Below are 16896 nucleotides of genomic sequence, written 5' to 3'. Positions count from 1 at the left end.
TGACTTAAATAGTTAAATAAATGTAATAAATATTTTGGCAATAATCTTATTTTCGATTATTTTTAAATATATAATATTAGATAATGATAAAAATTATTGCTGTAGTTGGTGCAAGGCCTCAATTTATTAAACACTTTTCATTTGAAAAGTCAAGTACAAAAAAAATAGACTTAATAACTATTCACACTGGACAACATTACGATGAAAATATGAGTGCCATTTTTTTTAACGAATTAGGAATGAAAAAACCTAAGTATAAATTAAATACAGGAGGTGGAAGTCATGGATTACAAACCGGAAAAATGATAATTGAAATTGAAGAAATTCTACTTAAAGAAAAACCAGATGGTATTGTTGTTTATGGTGACACAAACTCAACTTTGGCTGCTTCTCTTGCTGGTTCAAAACTAGCAATTCCAATTTTTCATATAGAAGCTGGACTTAGAAGTTATAATAAAAAAATGCCAGAAGAAATTAATAGAGTTCTAACTGATCATGTTTCTAATCTACTATTTGTTCCTTCTCAATTGGCAACAAAAAACTTACAGAAAGAAGGGGTCTTAGATAATGTAATCGAGGTAGGAGATATTATGAAAGATTTAGTTTTTTATATTAAAAAAAACAATCACTTAACTATTAAAAAACCATTTTCTAATTTTTATTATGCTACTATTCATCGTCCATATAATACTGATGATAAAGAACGACTTTCTTTAGTATTAAAGTCATTAAACTCAATGAAGTTAAAAGTAGTGATGTCTATACACCCTAGAACAACAAAATTAATGAACCAATACAATATAAAAAGAGAATCCTATTCAAACATTCATTTTATAAACCCTCAATCATATTTTGATAATCTTTCTTATTTAAATAGTAGTAATGGTTTATTAACAGATAGTGGTGGAATGCAAAAAGAAGCATATTGGTTAAAAAAACAATGTGTTACTATTAGAAAAGAAACAGAATGGATTGAGACATTGGTCGATGATAAAAATAAATTGATTTTTGATGAATTATCTGACTTAAAGAATATATTTACTAATGATTTATTAAATTGGAATGATAGTTTATATGGAAAAGGAAATACAGCTGAAATAATAGTTGATACAATAGTAAAATATTATAAATAGCTAAAATAGTTTTTCATATAAACCACTCAAGTAATTAAAGTTATGATGTTTTTTAACATAATTATAGCCCTTTAAACCTAAATCACTCCTCTCTTGGATTGTCATCTCTTTTAGCTTTAAAACCACATCAGCAATCTCTTTAGAATTTTCTGGAGGAACAACAAAACCACAACCAGATAATTCTACAGGATCTTTTATTCTATTAGATGAAGATATTATAGGCTTTTTTGCTAGCATATAATCAAAAAACTTGTTAGAAGACACACCATAGTCAAATAAAGGGGTATTGTTTCTTCCTACAAAGCAAACATCAAAAAGAGCCAACATACTTTGTACTTGATTTTTATTTATTTTAGAAATAAAAGAAACATTATCCTGACTATCAACTTGTTTTATTAATTCTTCTTTTAAATAACCATCTCCAACAAAAACAAAGTGAATATCTTTCTCAAATTTTAAAGATATTGATGCTTCAATTAAATACTCTAAAGCATTTGCCATTCCCATTGTTCCTGTATAACCAATAATAAATTTATTTTTTGGAATTTGGTTAATTATTTCAAGTGTAAGTTCCTCTTTCTTTAATAACGACTCATCAATTCCATTAGGTATCCATACAAATTTATTAGGGTTTTTAGAAATAGGGTTTATATACTTGTGTGCATTTGGTAATAAGCTAATAATATAATCTGCTTTTTTATAACCAAATTTCTCTACCCATCTCATTAAAATTACCATTGGATGATTTTTAGAATACCCTTTTAAATACATTGGTGTAAGAGGCCATAAATCTCTAATTTCAAAAAAAAGAGTTTTAACTTTATATTTTCTTTTTAAAAACCAACCTGTTAGAATAGGAAAAATAGGCATTGAAGAAACAAGTATAACATCTGGTTTACCTAATAATTCTTTTTTTAGAAAAGCTGTTTTTATTGCAAAAACAATCATACTCCATAGTTTAAAGATACTTCCTCCGTCATATTCTGGTATTTTAACCCAACAAAAAGTAATCCCTTCTTCTAATTTTTCTAATGTGAAGTTTTGCTTTTGATTTATTTTTGGCTGATTATGAAATAAATGATTGTAAGAACCAGATATTATCTTAACATCATATCCTTTTTTTATCCAGTATTTACTAAAATAATAATGACGTTCTCCCCAACCAGAATCCAATTTTCCTGCAGTCATATTTAATACCCAAATAGTTTTTTTCATTATAAAAGTGAGGTTATTATTTCTGGCTTACCAGATTTTGTTGGTGCAATATAATCAACATTAACATAATCGATTACAAATGATTTATCTTGAATATGTTTTTGCAATTCTGCTGTTATTTCTTCTAATGTTTCAAATTTGAATCCTTTAGATTTTATATATTCAATGGTAATTCCGTTTCTGTTTTTTTGGATTACTCTAAATTGTTTTATAGTGGATACATATTCAAAAATACCTGTAAAAGAGTGTACAATTAGCTTTTTATCATCTTTTAAAACAACTACATCTGTTTCTCTTCCTACTATTTGTTGCAATAATGGATAATTATATTCCCTTTTTTCTGGATAATTTTCTTTAGGCAAAATAATTGCTAAATCGCCTAGTTTATAGCGAATTAATGGCATCGAAAACCCATCTAACCTTGTTACTAAGAGATGTCCCATTTTACCATCATCTAACTTATTACCATCATCGTCTACTACTTCTAGAAAAACATGTGGACTTAAGATATATTTGTAGTCTAAATCTTTTTGAGAAGCAATCATTAAACCTTCATTACTACCATAAGTATCAAAAACCTTACAATTAAATGCCTTTTGAATATTATTTCTATAATGATTAAAAAGTTTATCTCCCAAACTTATTACAGCCTTCAATTTAATAGTATAATTGTTCTTTAGTACAAATTCAGATATAATATTCAAAGATGAAGCATAACCAGATAAATAATATTTATTAGTGTTATTTAATTTTTCACAAAGAACATGTAATTGCGTATCCGACAAAGAAAAAGCATTTAAATAAATAGTATTATACAAAAAATCTTTTGTCGATTTTAGAAAACCTCTATTTAAATTCATGCCCGTTTGTACAATAGGTGCTCCTATTTTATAACCAGACCACTCCCACCAATGTGTAAGTATTCCTCTTAAAACAGATTGCTCTTTTTTATTCATGTACACCGTAGTTTGTATACCAGAAGAACCGCTACTTGAATAGGATACTAATTCTTTCTTATCATAATTCTTCGAGATTAAAATATCTACATTGTTTCTAATATCATCTTTTAACAAAATTGGAAATTGTTTTATCCAAGCATACGGATTTTCTCCTTTTAATTGAATTTTTTTATATTTAGGTACTGTATTTACTGCATGTAGCAACACTTTTTGAAGGTTTTCTTTTTGAAGGTTTTCTAATTCAACCTCAGAAAACAAATCAACCTTTCGCCAATATTTTAATTCTTTTTTGTATGAAGATTTATTAAAAAAATCACCAATGGGTAAAACAATATTTTCAAGAAATTTCGAATACATTTAAACAAGAATTTGATTCCATTTTTGTTTTACTTCGCGCCACGCAAAACTTTCTGCTTTTTTTCTTCCATTTAAAGCCAAACTAAAATTATTTTCCTCAATAATTTTAATAATTGCATCTGCCATTTGGTTTTCATTTTCCTTATCTACTAAAACTCCATCAATATTATTTTCAATTAAAAAAGGCATACCACCAACATTTGTGCTTATAATTGGTAAACCTAAAGCCATTGCTTCCATAACACTTACAGGCGTATTATCAAAATTTGTAGTATTAATAAAAAGATCAAAATCTATTGCTTTTTTATGCCATTCCTCTTTGGGTAAAACACCGGTAAACTCAACCGAATCAATAATATTTAATTCTTTTGCCAAATTTCTTGAAGCTTCAAAAGAAGTATCTTTACCTGGACCAACCATACATAATTTTGCTTTTGGGTATTTTTCTTTTAATAAAGACAATACTTTTATGGCCAATGTAGGATTGTATAATTCTTTAAACGCACGTACCCATAAAATTTTAGGTTTAAGCTCTATTCTTTTTTTAAAACTATAATTTTCTATTTCTAAAATGTTTGGTATAAAATCAGTTTTATATCCTTTTTTTTCAAACTCACTTTTTAAATAGTTTGAAGGGGCAATATTTTTATATGAATTATTAAAAATTAAATTAGATATTTTTACGCTCTTATTGATACGAAAAGGCAAATTTCCACCTCTTAAAATCGTAATATATTTAATTCTAAACAACCTTGCTAATTGCGATGTTATAAAAGAAAAATAGAAATTTGAAGTACTAAAAGTATCTATCAAAATATAATCAGTTTTGTTACTATTTTTTACAACGGCTAAACACATACTTAATAAACGAAGAATTTTATTGTTCTTACTTGAAGATTTTTTTACTTTATGTCCTTCTAGTTGTAATAATCTAGATAAAACCTCCATTGAAGTATTGTAGTTAGTTCTTTTAACTAAGTTATTACCAATATAAAGAATCCTTTTTTTTATCATTGTTACTCTTCTTTTTGAATGTTAGTAATATTAATTAAACTTAATCCATAAATAAAACCTGGTAGTGCAATTCTCATTGCCGAATGATTTATAGTTAAAAACCATATCATATAAAATGAAATAATAAATGCTTTTTGAAAATTATTACCATTAAAAAAATTAATAAGAGGCATAATTAATAGTATTAATAGTAAAATAAAACCAATTAAACCATGTTCTTCAATTAACCTTCCTACTTCATTATGTGATGCAGCTGTAATATGTCTATTACTTTTCATCCTTTCATACTTTCCATTACCAACACCAATACCTAAGGGATTATCTAAGAAATTGGTAAATTGATACCCCAATAAATCTGATCTACCTGTAGTTATATCTTTCTTTTGTATTCCTGAAGCATTTTTACCTGTATACCTATTATCTAACATTCCTCCAGTAATATTTGATGTATAAACCCAAATAGCAAAAATAAAGAATCCAAGTATTAAGATATACTTAAAAAGTATTTGAAAACTCATTTTTTTATATAAAACAAAGAAAAACGAAAAAAGAGCTAAAGAAATAGCTGCAGTAATAATTCCTCCTCTAGAAAAAGTTAATAAACCTCTATAAGTAAAATAGATTAAAAAAAAAGCATCTAAGAATAAAAAACCACTCAACTTTTCTTTTAATAATAGAAAAACTGCTAAGATAAACATACCTAAACCAACTGCAGTTGCAACTTGGTTTGGTCCAAATCCACCTGAAGTTTCTGCAATAGCAGAACCACCAAAAATAATTTCTTCTAGGTCGGGAGTTCTAAAATACAAATAGGTAATCATTGAAAATAAAGGTAGTAACATAAAAAACAAGCCCTTCATTAACTCTTTTTTACTAATGGGTCTTAAATAAAAGTATAAGGCAGAAACACCCAATACAATTGGCCCACTTAAATTAAATACAATGTTTTTTCTTAAAGACTCTCCTTCTGGGACATTAGTAAAAACGATACCTAATAATAAAAGTAAAATATAAAAAATAAAATGGACAGAAAACTTTTGCTTAAATGGACCTAAAAAAATACCTAAAACTAAAAATAAAATAACTCCATATTTACCTGTTTCGTATAAAAAGAACCCCTTGCTCATTCTTAAAAAAACTTCTGCGCCTGCAATATATGAAGCAAAAAGGAATGCTTCTTCTTCTCTATTACTAGAAACTATAATTAATACAATTGGAATAACAAAGCAAGCTAAACCATAAAATTTTGGAAAAAAAGGTAATGTTCCAAAATATCCAAAAGCAATGTGGATTAAAATAAAAATTAATTTGTTATTTAATACTTTTTCTACCAAATTAAATTGCGTAAATTGTTATTAATTTTTTTATAAAATTTTCTTTAGAATAATTTGCTTTTACATTTTTGTAATGCAACTCTCCATAAGATTTTTTCTTTTCTTCTGAATTGATGTATTCTTCTATTGCATTTGCTAATTCTAAACTATTTTCTTTTTCTACAACTATACCAGATTTTCCATTTTCTATAACCTTACCACATTCTCCAACATTTGTAACTACAACAGGTAATTTAGCTAAACCATACTCTAATAAAGATATTGGTAAACCTTCAGATTTAGAAGATAAAACACCTATAGTAGATTGGTAAAGTATATTTTTAATATCTAAACACAAATCATATAAATATACAGATTTATCTAAATTACTCTCTACAATATATTGTTTTATTTTATTGGAATACTCATCTTTAAAATCTTTACCTATAAAATGTAATGTCCATTCTGGGTACTTAGGTTGAAGAAATTTAAATGCTTTTAATAGGTTTAAATGATCTTTTACTTCTCTTAAGGAAGATAAAATCACAATTCTTTTATCTTCTATTCCTTGTAATACTGTTTTTTTACCTAAATTATTAAAAAGTGGAAAGTTTTCTAACTTTATTGAATGCTTGTGTTTTAACTTTTTAGTTGACCAATTATTAAGTTCTTGGTTTACATTTATAATTCTATCAAAAAAAAAGCTAAAAAATTTAATTATAAAAAATTTAAAGCCTTTAAGTTTTGTATAATTTCCTGAATGTATATGCCAAGTTATTTTAACTTTTGGGTAAACCATCTTCAAACAAAAAACAAAAAAATAAGATGTAGAATGAGCATGAATTATATTAATACTATTTTTTTTTAAATATTTTCTAAACTTAAATATTGCTGAAAAATCTATACTTTTTTTTCTTTTTAAATATATATATCCAACCTTTTCTTTTAAACTACTTTTTAATATACCTTCTTTTCTAGTAGTACATAAATGTGAATTTATTCCCTTTTCTAATAATGAATTTGCAATATTAACAGCAAGAACTTCAGCTCCACCAGCATTTAAAGAGTCTATAACTTGTATCACACCAAAATTATTCATTTATAATATTTTTTTTATTTCTGATGAAAACTTTTCTAGTGTATATTGTTGAGACCACTCTTTCGCTTTTAAAACTTGATTAATGTACTCTTTATAATCTTTAATATAGCCTTCTATTATTGTAACGATATTTATTTCATTTATATTTGACTTAACTACAGTACCTCGAGTACCATAACCTAACATATTTTCTACACAAGAAACATTCGATGAAATTGGCAAACAACTCCAAAACATTGCTTCTGCAACCACTTTGGGCCAACCTTCTGATTTAGAAATAAAAATTAAAAAATGTGATTCTTGAAATGCTTTTTTAACCACTTCTTTTGGTTGATTACCATGTAAAATAATAGAATCATGGAGATTGTGCTGTTCAATATACTCTTGAACTTTTACAAACTCCAAACCATTACCATACATATTTAATTGTGCTTTTATATTCTTTGCTACAAGTTTTTCAATCACTTTAACACTTAACATCGGCTGTTTTCCTGCTGTAAATGCACCCACAAAGATAAAATTAATATTAGAAGAGAAATCTTTTTCAGGAACTTCTACAATTTCATTATTTACATAAGATGCCGTAAAAAAAGGAACAATATTTTTAGATTGATTTTCCCACTCTCCATAAACTAAAACTTTACAATTTTTAGTTAAAAAAGTATTAGAAACGATCCATTTTTGAATGCGATAACTTACCGGTTGTTTACTTTTAGGATCCCAATTACCTGCATATTTTACGGTTTTAGGTGTTGATGGAAACAAAATTTGAACAAAACATCCTAATAAACCCACATTACCCGGACATCTTAAATGGATGTGATCTGCCCAAAAACATGCTTTTATTATTTGAAGTAAGATAACCGGAATTTTAAAAATCGAACTAATTTTAGTTTTTAAAGTCAATACATTAAAACAAGGTATTTTCTTTAATTGAATAGTATTCGCATTATATGCAACTTCTATAGCTTTTATTCCTTCTTTAGAAATAGGAGCCACTATTCTAGTTTCAGAAACATTCTGCAACCACAAATTCATTTCACGTACATAAGGCTCGTAAGCAAACAGTTTTTGCTTTTTACTTTTATGTAAAGTATGTGTAATTATTGCAAACTTCATACTTTTAATGGTTTATTAAATAATAAACTAACCCATCCCATTTTTCTACCTAAGGCTTCTGTAAATGCTTCTTTTTTCTTATTCCCTTTTAAACAATTAGTAAAACGTATGGTCATTAATAACAAAACAATGGCATTCCATTTTAGTCTTGCTTTTAAAGACGGATTTGGGAATTTTGTTCGCCAAACATACCAACCATTACGAATCACCATTTTTCCATAGGCATACTTATTAGGTCTTCCTCCTTCTTCATGATAATGATGTAAAGTAGCAGATGTATTTACGTATAAATTATATTTTTCAGAAACTCGTAAACAATACTCTAAATCTTCATACAAACCATAGCCTTCAAAATACTCCGAAAATTTTATGGTATCTACAACCTCTTTTTTAAAGGAAGAAACTCCTCCCATAAAATATTCTGCTTTATAGGTTTTATTGTTTGGAGGTAAGCTACCCACCGAAAATCCGTTTGAAAATCCTGGCATTATACAAGGTGGTTGGTCAGATAATAAACCAAAACGTTTTCTTAAAACATTTCTATTTCCTAAATCTCTAACATAACCATCAATTTCAAATTCATTAAAATGAGGGTTCTCATTCTGCTTTAAAACTCTCCATTTTACTTCATTTAAAATATAACCTCCAACTCCACCCGCTGCTGGATATACTTTATATGTATCCATTAAATTTTTAAAATACGGTTCTTCTAAAATAATATCGTCATCTAAAAAACAAACAACTTCCATATTTTCTGAAACTCTATCAATACCAAAATTACGTTGTTTTGTTAATCCCCTATTTGTATCATCAACTTTAAAATAGTTAAGGTTTTTAAACTTATTTTCCTTTAAAACAATGGTTGTTTTATCATCTGTAGAACCGTCAATAATTAAAATCTCATTGGGATACAATTCTTGTTTTTCTACAGATTTTAGCAACTTTATAATTGCTTCTGGACGCATGTAGGTGCAAATAATTAAACTAAACTTCATCAGTATGGATTAAGTAATTCCACATTCTTTTATTCGTCTCTTCAATAGGCAACATTGTTACTCTATTTATCCATTGTTCTCTACCTTTTAAAGTTTTAGAAGAATTTTTTAATGCATCTTCAATTACTTTTAGAACATTGTTTCTATTTTTTATCCAGAAAACAGCGTCTAAATCTTTTATAATCTTAAAATGTATAAATCGATATGTTTTTTTTACAGACCAATTATAACTACTTTCTGCAATATCATAATTGATATAACAAGTTGCTTTATTTAATAAAGCTGCATCTAACGCCATTGTAGAGCCCATATTTACCACCAAGTCTGCATGTAAAATAGTGTTTATTAGTAACACAATATCTTTTTTACTGGGTCCACCTTGGTTCCATAAAAAAGTTTCTGCACCAAACCAATTGGGTTGTAATTCTTTAACAATAGTTGCATATTTTTCTAAAACCGTATCAAATCCGTCATTTCTATCAATAGGATTTGGTCTAAAAAGCACACTATAAACTTCTTTACTTTTAGCATTTAATTTTAAAACTGCCTCACAAACATCACTTAAATAATCAGGATCATTTGGCGATGTTGTTTTATCATTACCAGAATACAAAATGTACTTTTTAGAAGGATCTAAATGAAACTGAGCAAAAAATTCTGCTCTTTCTAACCGATATTCTTCATTAAAATACGGCATAAATTGTGGCGTTCCTGTAATTTTAATTTCAGATGCTTTTATAAACGGATAATGTGCTTGCATTTCGTCTTTCATATAGGCACTCCACACAAAATATTCATCTGCTTTAATTAATAATGCTCCTTTAGGAATGTTGTCCCAAGAATGGATAAAACAAACTGTTTTAATCCCTAAATCTCTTGCGGCTAACATAGGCGCAACACCACTACTTGCCCTTTGATGCGTACAAAAAACCATTGTAGGTTTGTGCTGTAATAATTGTTCTTTACACGCTTTATAATAACTTGTTTTTCTGGTGATTTTATAAAATGGTTTGTCTAAATAGGCGATTCCTTTTTCTGTTGAAAACAGCGTAGCAATGGTTGTGATTAAAAAGTTTTTTAATTGAACTCTTAAAGAAGTGTTTTTAGAAATACCTATTAAATAAAATTTGTAATCCTCATTTTTAAAGGTTTTTGAATTGAAAAAGATTTCTGCCCTATTTTTAATTTTTTGAAGAAAATTTAACTTAGCACTGTATGCTTGTTTGGGCAAATGAACAACCTTATTTTTAATATTATATTGTTCTATATAATCTTGATCTGACCAAAAAGTAGTTTTTACCTCTTTCTGGTTGACAAAGCCCGATAGCACAAAGTTCTTCGCACTATACCCAGACTGGACTAACAAAAAAACATGTTCTTTTTTTAAACTCATTTGATCGTTTTTATATAAAAATCTACTCCATTCTTTGTTTCCTTTAATTGATAATTATTTTCAAAAAAAATAAAGAAATCTCTCAAGTTTTCTTGTAGCGATTTATCTATGCTACTGATGTTCGATTTATCTAAAAACAATAAAGAAGGTGTTTTTATATCTATAATTACATCTGGAGAATTTTGCTTTATTTGATTTGTAAAATCAACAATCATTTGTTTTGTTATAGGTGAATTTAGTTTAAATAACGTCTGATAAAAATTAGAGACCGTAGCCCTTTTTTCTGTTAAATTATAAATAACACATTCATTTCCCCAAACTAATAATGATTCCTTTTTAAAAGTTGTATTGATATGATTAGCAATTACTTCATTTTTATGCTCCTTGTTTTTAACCAAAGATATATACCCAGACAACGTGCTAAAAACAGGAATTTGAAAGAACAAAAACATCGAAATTATTAAGACGATTAATTGCTTCTCTTTACATAACAATTCCGCTTTAAAATAATCGATACTAAATGCAGTAGACAGCACAATTACAGGAACCCACATCATATAATAATGGGTAAATCTTTTACCAGACATATTGGTAAAATACAATTCTAGCGGCACCCAAAACAATAATAAGAGGGCTATAAAATGAATTCTTTTTTTAATTAAAGAAATCAAAGCAATTAAAAATGCTAACAACATAATTAACGACACCTCATAAGTTCTTGTACTTTTAATAATAAAGACAATTACATTACTAACAGATTGTTTAGCATAAGAAAAATTATAGATAAATGCTGCATTATAAAATTCTGAAAAACTATTCGTTATTAAAAAGTAGATTGTTAATATAACTGCAGCAATAAAAATACCTAATCCTATTTTTAGAAATTTTTGAATTAAAGCAAGTATGCTTTTTTGCTTAACAAAAGTATCAATTACTAAAGCAAAGAATAAGGCAATCCAAAATGAAATTAAATTTGCTCTAATTGTTAAATTAATGACAAATAATAACCCTATTAATAAATAATCTAGTGTTTTCTTATTTTCTTTTAACAATAACGAAAGAGCAAACAATACTATTACTGCACCATATTCTTCCGTTAAGTTACCACCATCAAAAAAATATTTTAAAGAAAGTAAGCCAAATAAAACTGATATAAATACTGCAGTTTTAGAATATTTTTGTAAAAGAGTTTTATAAATACTGAAAAAAGAAAAAAGAATCAAAAAAAATTCTAAAATTCTAATTCCTATATAATTTTTAAATCCTATAAGATACCCTAAAGCATTTATTAAATATAAAGAAATACCTTTATGGTCCCAAGCGTCTATATATGGAATCTTACCTTCAAAAAGCAAAGTTCCCATATAGGCATAAACAGAAGCATCTCTAGAGAATACATTAAAAAATATTGGTAAAAATAAAACCAAAGTTAAAAATGCAATATATTTTTTCATCCTATTTAAATCTAAATGAAATAGTTTGTAAAAATGATTTAAAAGCAGCTTTAAATAAACCCCATTTTTTTATTGAAACCTCACCTGTCTCTCGATTATGGTGAGTCACATCAAATTGTTTTATTCGCATATTTCTAACACTTGCTAAACCAGAAACTATTAAATTTGGAGCAAAAGTATCCGCAGGAATTTTATTAAACTCATCACTAAATGCACTTACTCTCATTAGTCTATAAGGTGCATTTACATCTTTAACCTTAAAGCCATAAAAAATGCCAACTACTAAACGAGATATTTGTGTTGTAACAACTCTAACCAACGGACTATCTCTATGAATACGTTTTCCTATTAAAAAATCGAAATTATCTCTTTCTCTCCAAAACTTATTAAATTCTGTAGCTTTTAATTCATTATCAGAATCTACTTGAAAAATCCATTCTGCGTCTATATTATCTTTATAACCTTTTAAAATAGTAGGACCATGCCCACTATTTTTTTTATCAACTACTTTAAGTGTTTTATATTCTTTTTCTAAAGATTTTAAAAATGCTAACGTATTATCTTTTGAACCATCATTATAGGTAATAATTTGATAATTAATTTCTAATTCAGAAAGTTTATTTGTCCAATCTTCAATTACTAATTTAATTGCTCCTTCTTCATTATAAACTGGAATTACTACTTTTAAATCGTACATGTTAAAAAATTTATTATAAAAAAAATATACTAATTTTTATTATTTAGCTAATTCTGTTTCAAAAATTGTTAAAGCTCTTTCTATAGTATGGTGCATGTCATAATATTTATAATCACCTAATCTACCTCCAACTATTATATTTCCTTGATTTTTTACCTCTTCCATATAATTATTAAAAATTTCTTGATTCATTTTTCCTCCTATTGGATAATAAGGATCGTCTCGTTCATCCTTTTTAGAAAATTCTTTAATTATTAAGGTTTTATTAATAGTATGATTTCTTTCTGGATGTAAATGATGTGGTTCGTGAATTCGTGTAAACGGAACATTAGTTTCTGCATAATTCATTACTGAAGTTCCTTGATAATCATTTACTTCTTTTACTTCTTCTTCAAATTCTAAAGTTCTCCATTCTAAGTCTCCGTGTTTATAATCGAACAACCGATCTATAGGACCACTATAAATTATTTTTGTTGATGAAGGAATTTGATCTTTTACCTCAAAAAAATCGGTGTTTAAATGAACATCAATATTAGAATGCGCTAACATTTTATTAAATATAGCTGTAAATCCATCTAACGGAATTCCTTGATATTTATCAAAAAAATAACTCTCATTATAATTGGTTCTAAAAGGTAATCTTTTTAGGATATGAGCAGGAATGTCTTTCGGATCTTTTTCCCACTGTTTTTGTGTATATCCTTTTAAAAATGCTTCATATAATGGTCTGCCAACAAAATTAATTGCTTGCTCTTCAAAATTTGCAGGTTCTTTATAAGATTCTTTTGCTTTTTCTTTTTCTAAAAAAGGTTCAACTTCAAAAGGTTTTAAATTAACATTATAAAAACTATTTATAGTCTCTAAATTTATTGGCATTTGGTATACTTTACCTTTATATTCCGTTAAAACTTGATGATAATAAACATTAAATGCAGTAAACTGTGTAATATATTCCCATACTTTTTCATTAGAAGTATGAAAAATATGTGTTCCATATTTATGGTACTCTATTCCTGTTTCTTTATGTACCTCTGAATAACAATTTCCACCTACGTGATTTCTACGCTCTATAACTGCTACTTTTTTGTTAAGTTGACTTGCTAATCTTTCTGCAATTACACTTCCAAAAAATCCTGCACCAACAACTATATAATCGTATTTATTTAAATCCATTTTCAAAAATTTTGTGGGGGAAATTTATGACTAACATTGCAAGGTAACTATTCAATAACTTACTTGCAAATAGAAAATTATTTTTTAATATCTACAAACTTCTTTTGCTTAGAAATAGCCCAAAGATCAATGTTTAAAAGAGAATTTATAAATAAAGAAGCTGCATTACCAATACCAAAAGAATGTTTATCTTTTTTTATGTTTAAAAAGTCAGACTTCATAGCTGTTAAAATTGCATCTTTTTGATAATCTACATTAATTATCTGAGAATGCATTGCTCTATTTTCTTGTCTATTTCCAATATTTATAGTTCCAATACCATAATATGGAGCTTCTCTAATTCCTGCACTTGAATTACCTATGATAAATTTACTATTTTTTAATAGTGTTAAAAAATATTCAAAACGTATAGAAGGAAAAATTCTAAATCTTTTATTTCCTTTTAGCTTTTTATAAGCATTAAAAATATATTCTGAGCCAAGATCATTATTTGGATAAATAACTACATAATTTTTATCATCTTCTAACAATGCTTCAACAAATACTTCGGCATAAGTTTCAACATTTTCTACTTCGGTAGTTACAGGATGAAACATAACAACAGCAAATTCATCAAAAGGAATTTCATAATATCTTTTAACTTCATTGAGTGTTGGTAGATTACTAGAAAACATTATATCTACGTCTGGTGATCCGATTACTTTTACCGAAGTTTTTAATTCTCCTAATTGAATAATTCTTTGCTTAGCAGATTCATTTGACACGTAATGTATATGACTTAATTTAGACACAGAATGTCTTATTAAATCATCTATAGTTCCAGAAACTTCACCACCTTCTATATGTGCTACTAATATATTGTTTAAAGCACCTACAATAGCACCAGCAAGTGCCTCAACTCTATCTCCATGAATAATTATTAAATCTGGATTAATATCTTTAACATATTTAGAAAAACCTTCTATAGTTTTAGCTAAAGTTAAGTCCATTGTTTTTTCTGAAGTATGATTCGAAAAACTATAGATATTAGAAAATTTACATTTTTCTATTTCAATAACTGTTTTGCCATATTTTTCTAACAAATGCATACCAGTTGCAAAAATATATGGTTCAAAGCTTGAGTGATCTTCTAAAATTTGAATTAAGGATTTTATTTTACCAAAGTCTGCTCTTGTACCCGATAAAAAAACTATTTTCTTTTTACTATTCAATATCTGACAATTTTAATTGTTGATCTACATCAATATTATTAATGGCTTTTTTACCTAGAATATTATTAAAATTTTCTGCTAAAATTTCTCCAGTACCTGGACGTTTTACCCAAATATTATCCATAGTAAAAGCATCTCCTTTACTTATACTTTTTATAGTACAAACTGTAGCAAAAGCAAAATCTATTGTAACTTGTTCTTCTTTTGCTGGTTCTTTTATTCCTCCTCGCATTTGCCAAATTAAATTACTTCCAGTAATTAAATTTTCACATTCTTTTTCATCCATAGAACAAACAATATCTGGACCTGTTCTTTTCATATGATCTGTAAAATGACGTTCTAAAATACTAGCTCCTAATGCAACAGCACCAAAACAAGCATGATTAGAAACCGTATGATCTGACAAACCAAAAACTTGTTCAGGAAAAGCTTCATGTAATTCTGTCATTGCACCAAAACGAACTAATTTTGCTGGTGTTGGGTATAAATTTGTTGTATGCAATAATGCTAATTGTACATTGTGCTTTTTAAAAATAGCAACCGCTTTAGCAACACTTTCTATTGTATTCATACCTGTACTTAAAATTACAGGTTTTCCAAATTTTGCTATGTGTTCTAATAATGGATAATTATTACATTCTCCAGAACCAATTTTATAAGCAGAAACATTCATTTTTTCTAAACGTTCTGCTGCTGCTCTAGAAAAGGGTGTAGAAATAAAAATCATTCCTTTACTTTCTACATATTTTTTTAACTCAATTTCATCTTCTTCATTTAAAGAACAACGATCCATTATTTCATAAATAGAAATATCCGCATTACCAGGAACTACACTTTTTGCAGCACCACTCATTTCATCTGCAACAATATGAGTTTGATGTTTTACTACCTCTACACCTGCTCTTTTAGCTGCATCAACCATTTCAAAGGCAGTTTTTAAAGATCCTTCATGATTAATTCCTATTTCTGCAATTACTAATGGTGGAAAATCTTTACCAATTTTTCTGCCAGATATTTCAATATAAGGATTCATATAATACTTTTATTTCAATTGTTTATTATAATAAAATGATGCTAATTCAAAATCTTCTTCATCATCAATATCTATTTTTGCTAATGGGCTATTCTCAATATATGGATAATTATTATCTCCAATAATTTTACCTTCTTTAATTAAACTTGCTTTAGTAATATAAAGTAATCCATTTTCGAAATATAAAGGGTCTAAATCTTGGCTTCTCTGTCCGAATGAATAATTATAAGGTATAAATTTATCCTTTTCAATCTTGCCAAATTTTTGTCTATTTTCAGAAACAGTCATTAAGCTCTCATATGCTCCATTTGTAAACTTATAAAATGCATTTATTAACAAATCTTTTCCTCTAAAAGGATTTGTTGCTTGTAATAAGATTACATTATCAAAATTTTCAATTTCATTTTCTAAAACGTGTTGTAAAACTGCTTTTGTTGGAGTTAAATCTCCAGATAAACTTGATGGTCTATCCATTACAGTTACTCCTTCTTCTAATGCTATTTTTTTAAGTTCTAAACAATCTGTTGAAACAACTATTTTATGACAAATATTTGAATTTTTTTTCGCATAATTAATACTATGTACAAATAATGGAATGCCACCTAACAGCTTACTGTTTTTTTTTGGAAGCCTTTTAGAACCGCCTCGAACAGGAATAATTACAAGATTTTTTTGCATTGTGACTCTTTATAAAATAGGTTTTCAAATTTACTATTTTAATTTTGTTTGAT

General features: G+C 27.1%; 15 protein-coding genes. 1 reads left to right on the top strand and 14 read right to left on the bottom strand.

Annotated features, from left to right (window positions below; translation table 11 throughout):
• The first annotated feature begins 83 nt into the window (after positions 1 to 83).
• The gene (wecB, locus tag PHEL85_RS01395; protein ID WP_052108411.1) at positions 84 to 1133 is read left to right on the top strand and encodes a non-hydrolyzing UDP-N-acetylglucosamine 2-epimerase; all 1050 of its coding nucleotides are present in this window, start codon (positions 84 to 86) and stop codon (positions 1131 to 1133) included.
• Here wecB and PHEL85_RS01390 read toward each other — a convergent pair whose 3' ends face one another.
• The 14 genes from PHEL85_RS01390 to PHEL85_RS01325 all read right to left on the bottom strand — a co-directional run bounded on the left by PHEL85_RS01390 (position 1134) and on the right by PHEL85_RS01325 (position 16843).
• Positions 1134 to 2348 carry a glycosyltransferase family 4 protein gene (locus tag PHEL85_RS01390; RefSeq protein WP_036820084.1) on the bottom strand — a complete coding sequence of 405 codons (1215 nt, stop codon included), beginning with the start codon at positions 2346 to 2348 and terminating at the stop codon, positions 1134 to 1136. It lies immediately after the preceding gene.
• The gene (locus PHEL85_RS01385) at positions 2348 to 3664 is read right to left on the bottom strand and encodes a hypothetical protein (RefSeq protein ID WP_036820081.1); all 1317 of its coding nucleotides are present in this window, start codon (positions 3662 to 3664) and stop codon (positions 2348 to 2350) included. The genes PHEL85_RS01390 and PHEL85_RS01385 overlap by 1 nt, the downstream gene beginning before the upstream one ends.
• Positions 3665 to 4678: a glycosyltransferase family 4 protein gene (locus tag PHEL85_RS01380; RefSeq protein ID WP_036820079.1), complete on the bottom strand. Its 1014-nt coding sequence runs from the start codon at positions 4676 to 4678 to the stop codon at positions 3665 to 3667.
• Positions 4679 to 4680: 2 nt separating this feature from the next.
• Positions 4681 to 6012, bottom strand: coding sequence for an O-antigen ligase family protein (locus PHEL85_RS01375; RefSeq protein WP_036820078.1), 1332 nt, complete (start codon positions 6010 to 6012; stop codon positions 4681 to 4683).
• 1 nt (position 6013) lies between these two features.
• Entirely contained in the window at positions 6014 to 7090 is a 1077-nt protein-coding gene (locus PHEL85_RS01370) for a glycosyltransferase family 4 protein (protein WP_036820076.1), read from the bottom strand.
• A complete protein-coding gene (locus PHEL85_RS01365; protein WP_036820074.1) occupies positions 7091 to 8209 on the bottom strand; it encodes a glycosyltransferase in 1119 nt (372 codons plus the stop codon). It lies immediately after the preceding gene.
• Entirely contained in the window at positions 8206 to 9204 is a 999-nt protein-coding gene (locus PHEL85_RS01360; protein WP_036820071.1) for a glycosyltransferase family 2 protein, read from the bottom strand. Before PHEL85_RS01360 ends, PHEL85_RS01365 begins: the two co-directional genes overlap by 4 nt.
• Complete coding sequence (locus PHEL85_RS01355; RefSeq protein ID WP_036820068.1) at positions 9194 to 10597, bottom strand: hypothetical protein; 1404 nt, start codon at positions 10595 to 10597, stop codon at positions 9194 to 9196. The genes PHEL85_RS01360 and PHEL85_RS01355 overlap by 11 nt, the downstream gene beginning before the upstream one ends.
• On the bottom strand, positions 10594 to 12051 hold the full coding sequence (locus PHEL85_RS01350; protein WP_036820065.1) for a hypothetical protein: 1458 nt from the start codon (positions 12049 to 12051) through the stop codon (positions 10594 to 10596). The genes PHEL85_RS01355 and PHEL85_RS01350 overlap by 4 nt, the downstream gene beginning before the upstream one ends.
• Before the next feature lies 1 nt (position 12052).
• On the bottom strand, positions 12053 to 12748 hold the full coding sequence (locus PHEL85_RS01345; protein ID WP_036820062.1) for a glycosyltransferase family 2 protein: 696 nt from the start codon (positions 12746 to 12748) through the stop codon (positions 12053 to 12055).
• A 39-nt stretch (positions 12749 to 12787) separates the two neighbouring features.
• On the bottom strand, positions 12788 to 13921 hold the full coding sequence (glf, locus tag PHEL85_RS01340; protein ID WP_036820059.1) for a UDP-galactopyranose mutase: 1134 nt from the start codon (positions 13919 to 13921) through the stop codon (positions 12788 to 12790).
• 77 nt (positions 13922 to 13998) lie between these two features.
• Entirely contained in the window at positions 13999 to 15132 is a 1134-nt protein-coding gene (gene neuC / locus PHEL85_RS01335; protein WP_036820056.1) for a UDP-N-acetylglucosamine 2-epimerase, read from the bottom strand.
• Complete coding sequence (locus tag PHEL85_RS01330) at positions 15125 to 16165, bottom strand: N-acetylneuraminate synthase family protein (protein ID WP_036820054.1); 1041 nt, start codon at positions 16163 to 16165, stop codon at positions 15125 to 15127. The genes neuC and PHEL85_RS01330 overlap by 8 nt, the downstream gene beginning before the upstream one ends.
• Before the next feature lie 9 nt (positions 16166 to 16174).
• Positions 16175 to 16843, bottom strand: a complete 669-nt coding sequence (locus PHEL85_RS01325; RefSeq protein WP_036820052.1) for a cytidylyltransferase domain-containing protein — start codon at positions 16841 to 16843, stop codon at positions 16175 to 16177.
• Positions 16844 to 16896 lie beyond the last annotated feature (53 nt).

Source organism: Polaribacter sp. Hel1_85 (assembly GCF_000766795.1).
In the GTDB taxonomy this organism is placed as follows: domain Bacteria; phylum Bacteroidota; class Bacteroidia; order Flavobacteriales; family Flavobacteriaceae; genus Polaribacter.
Note: the sequence above shows the minus strand (reverse complement) of the source record. Positions and strands in the feature narration are given on the sequence as shown.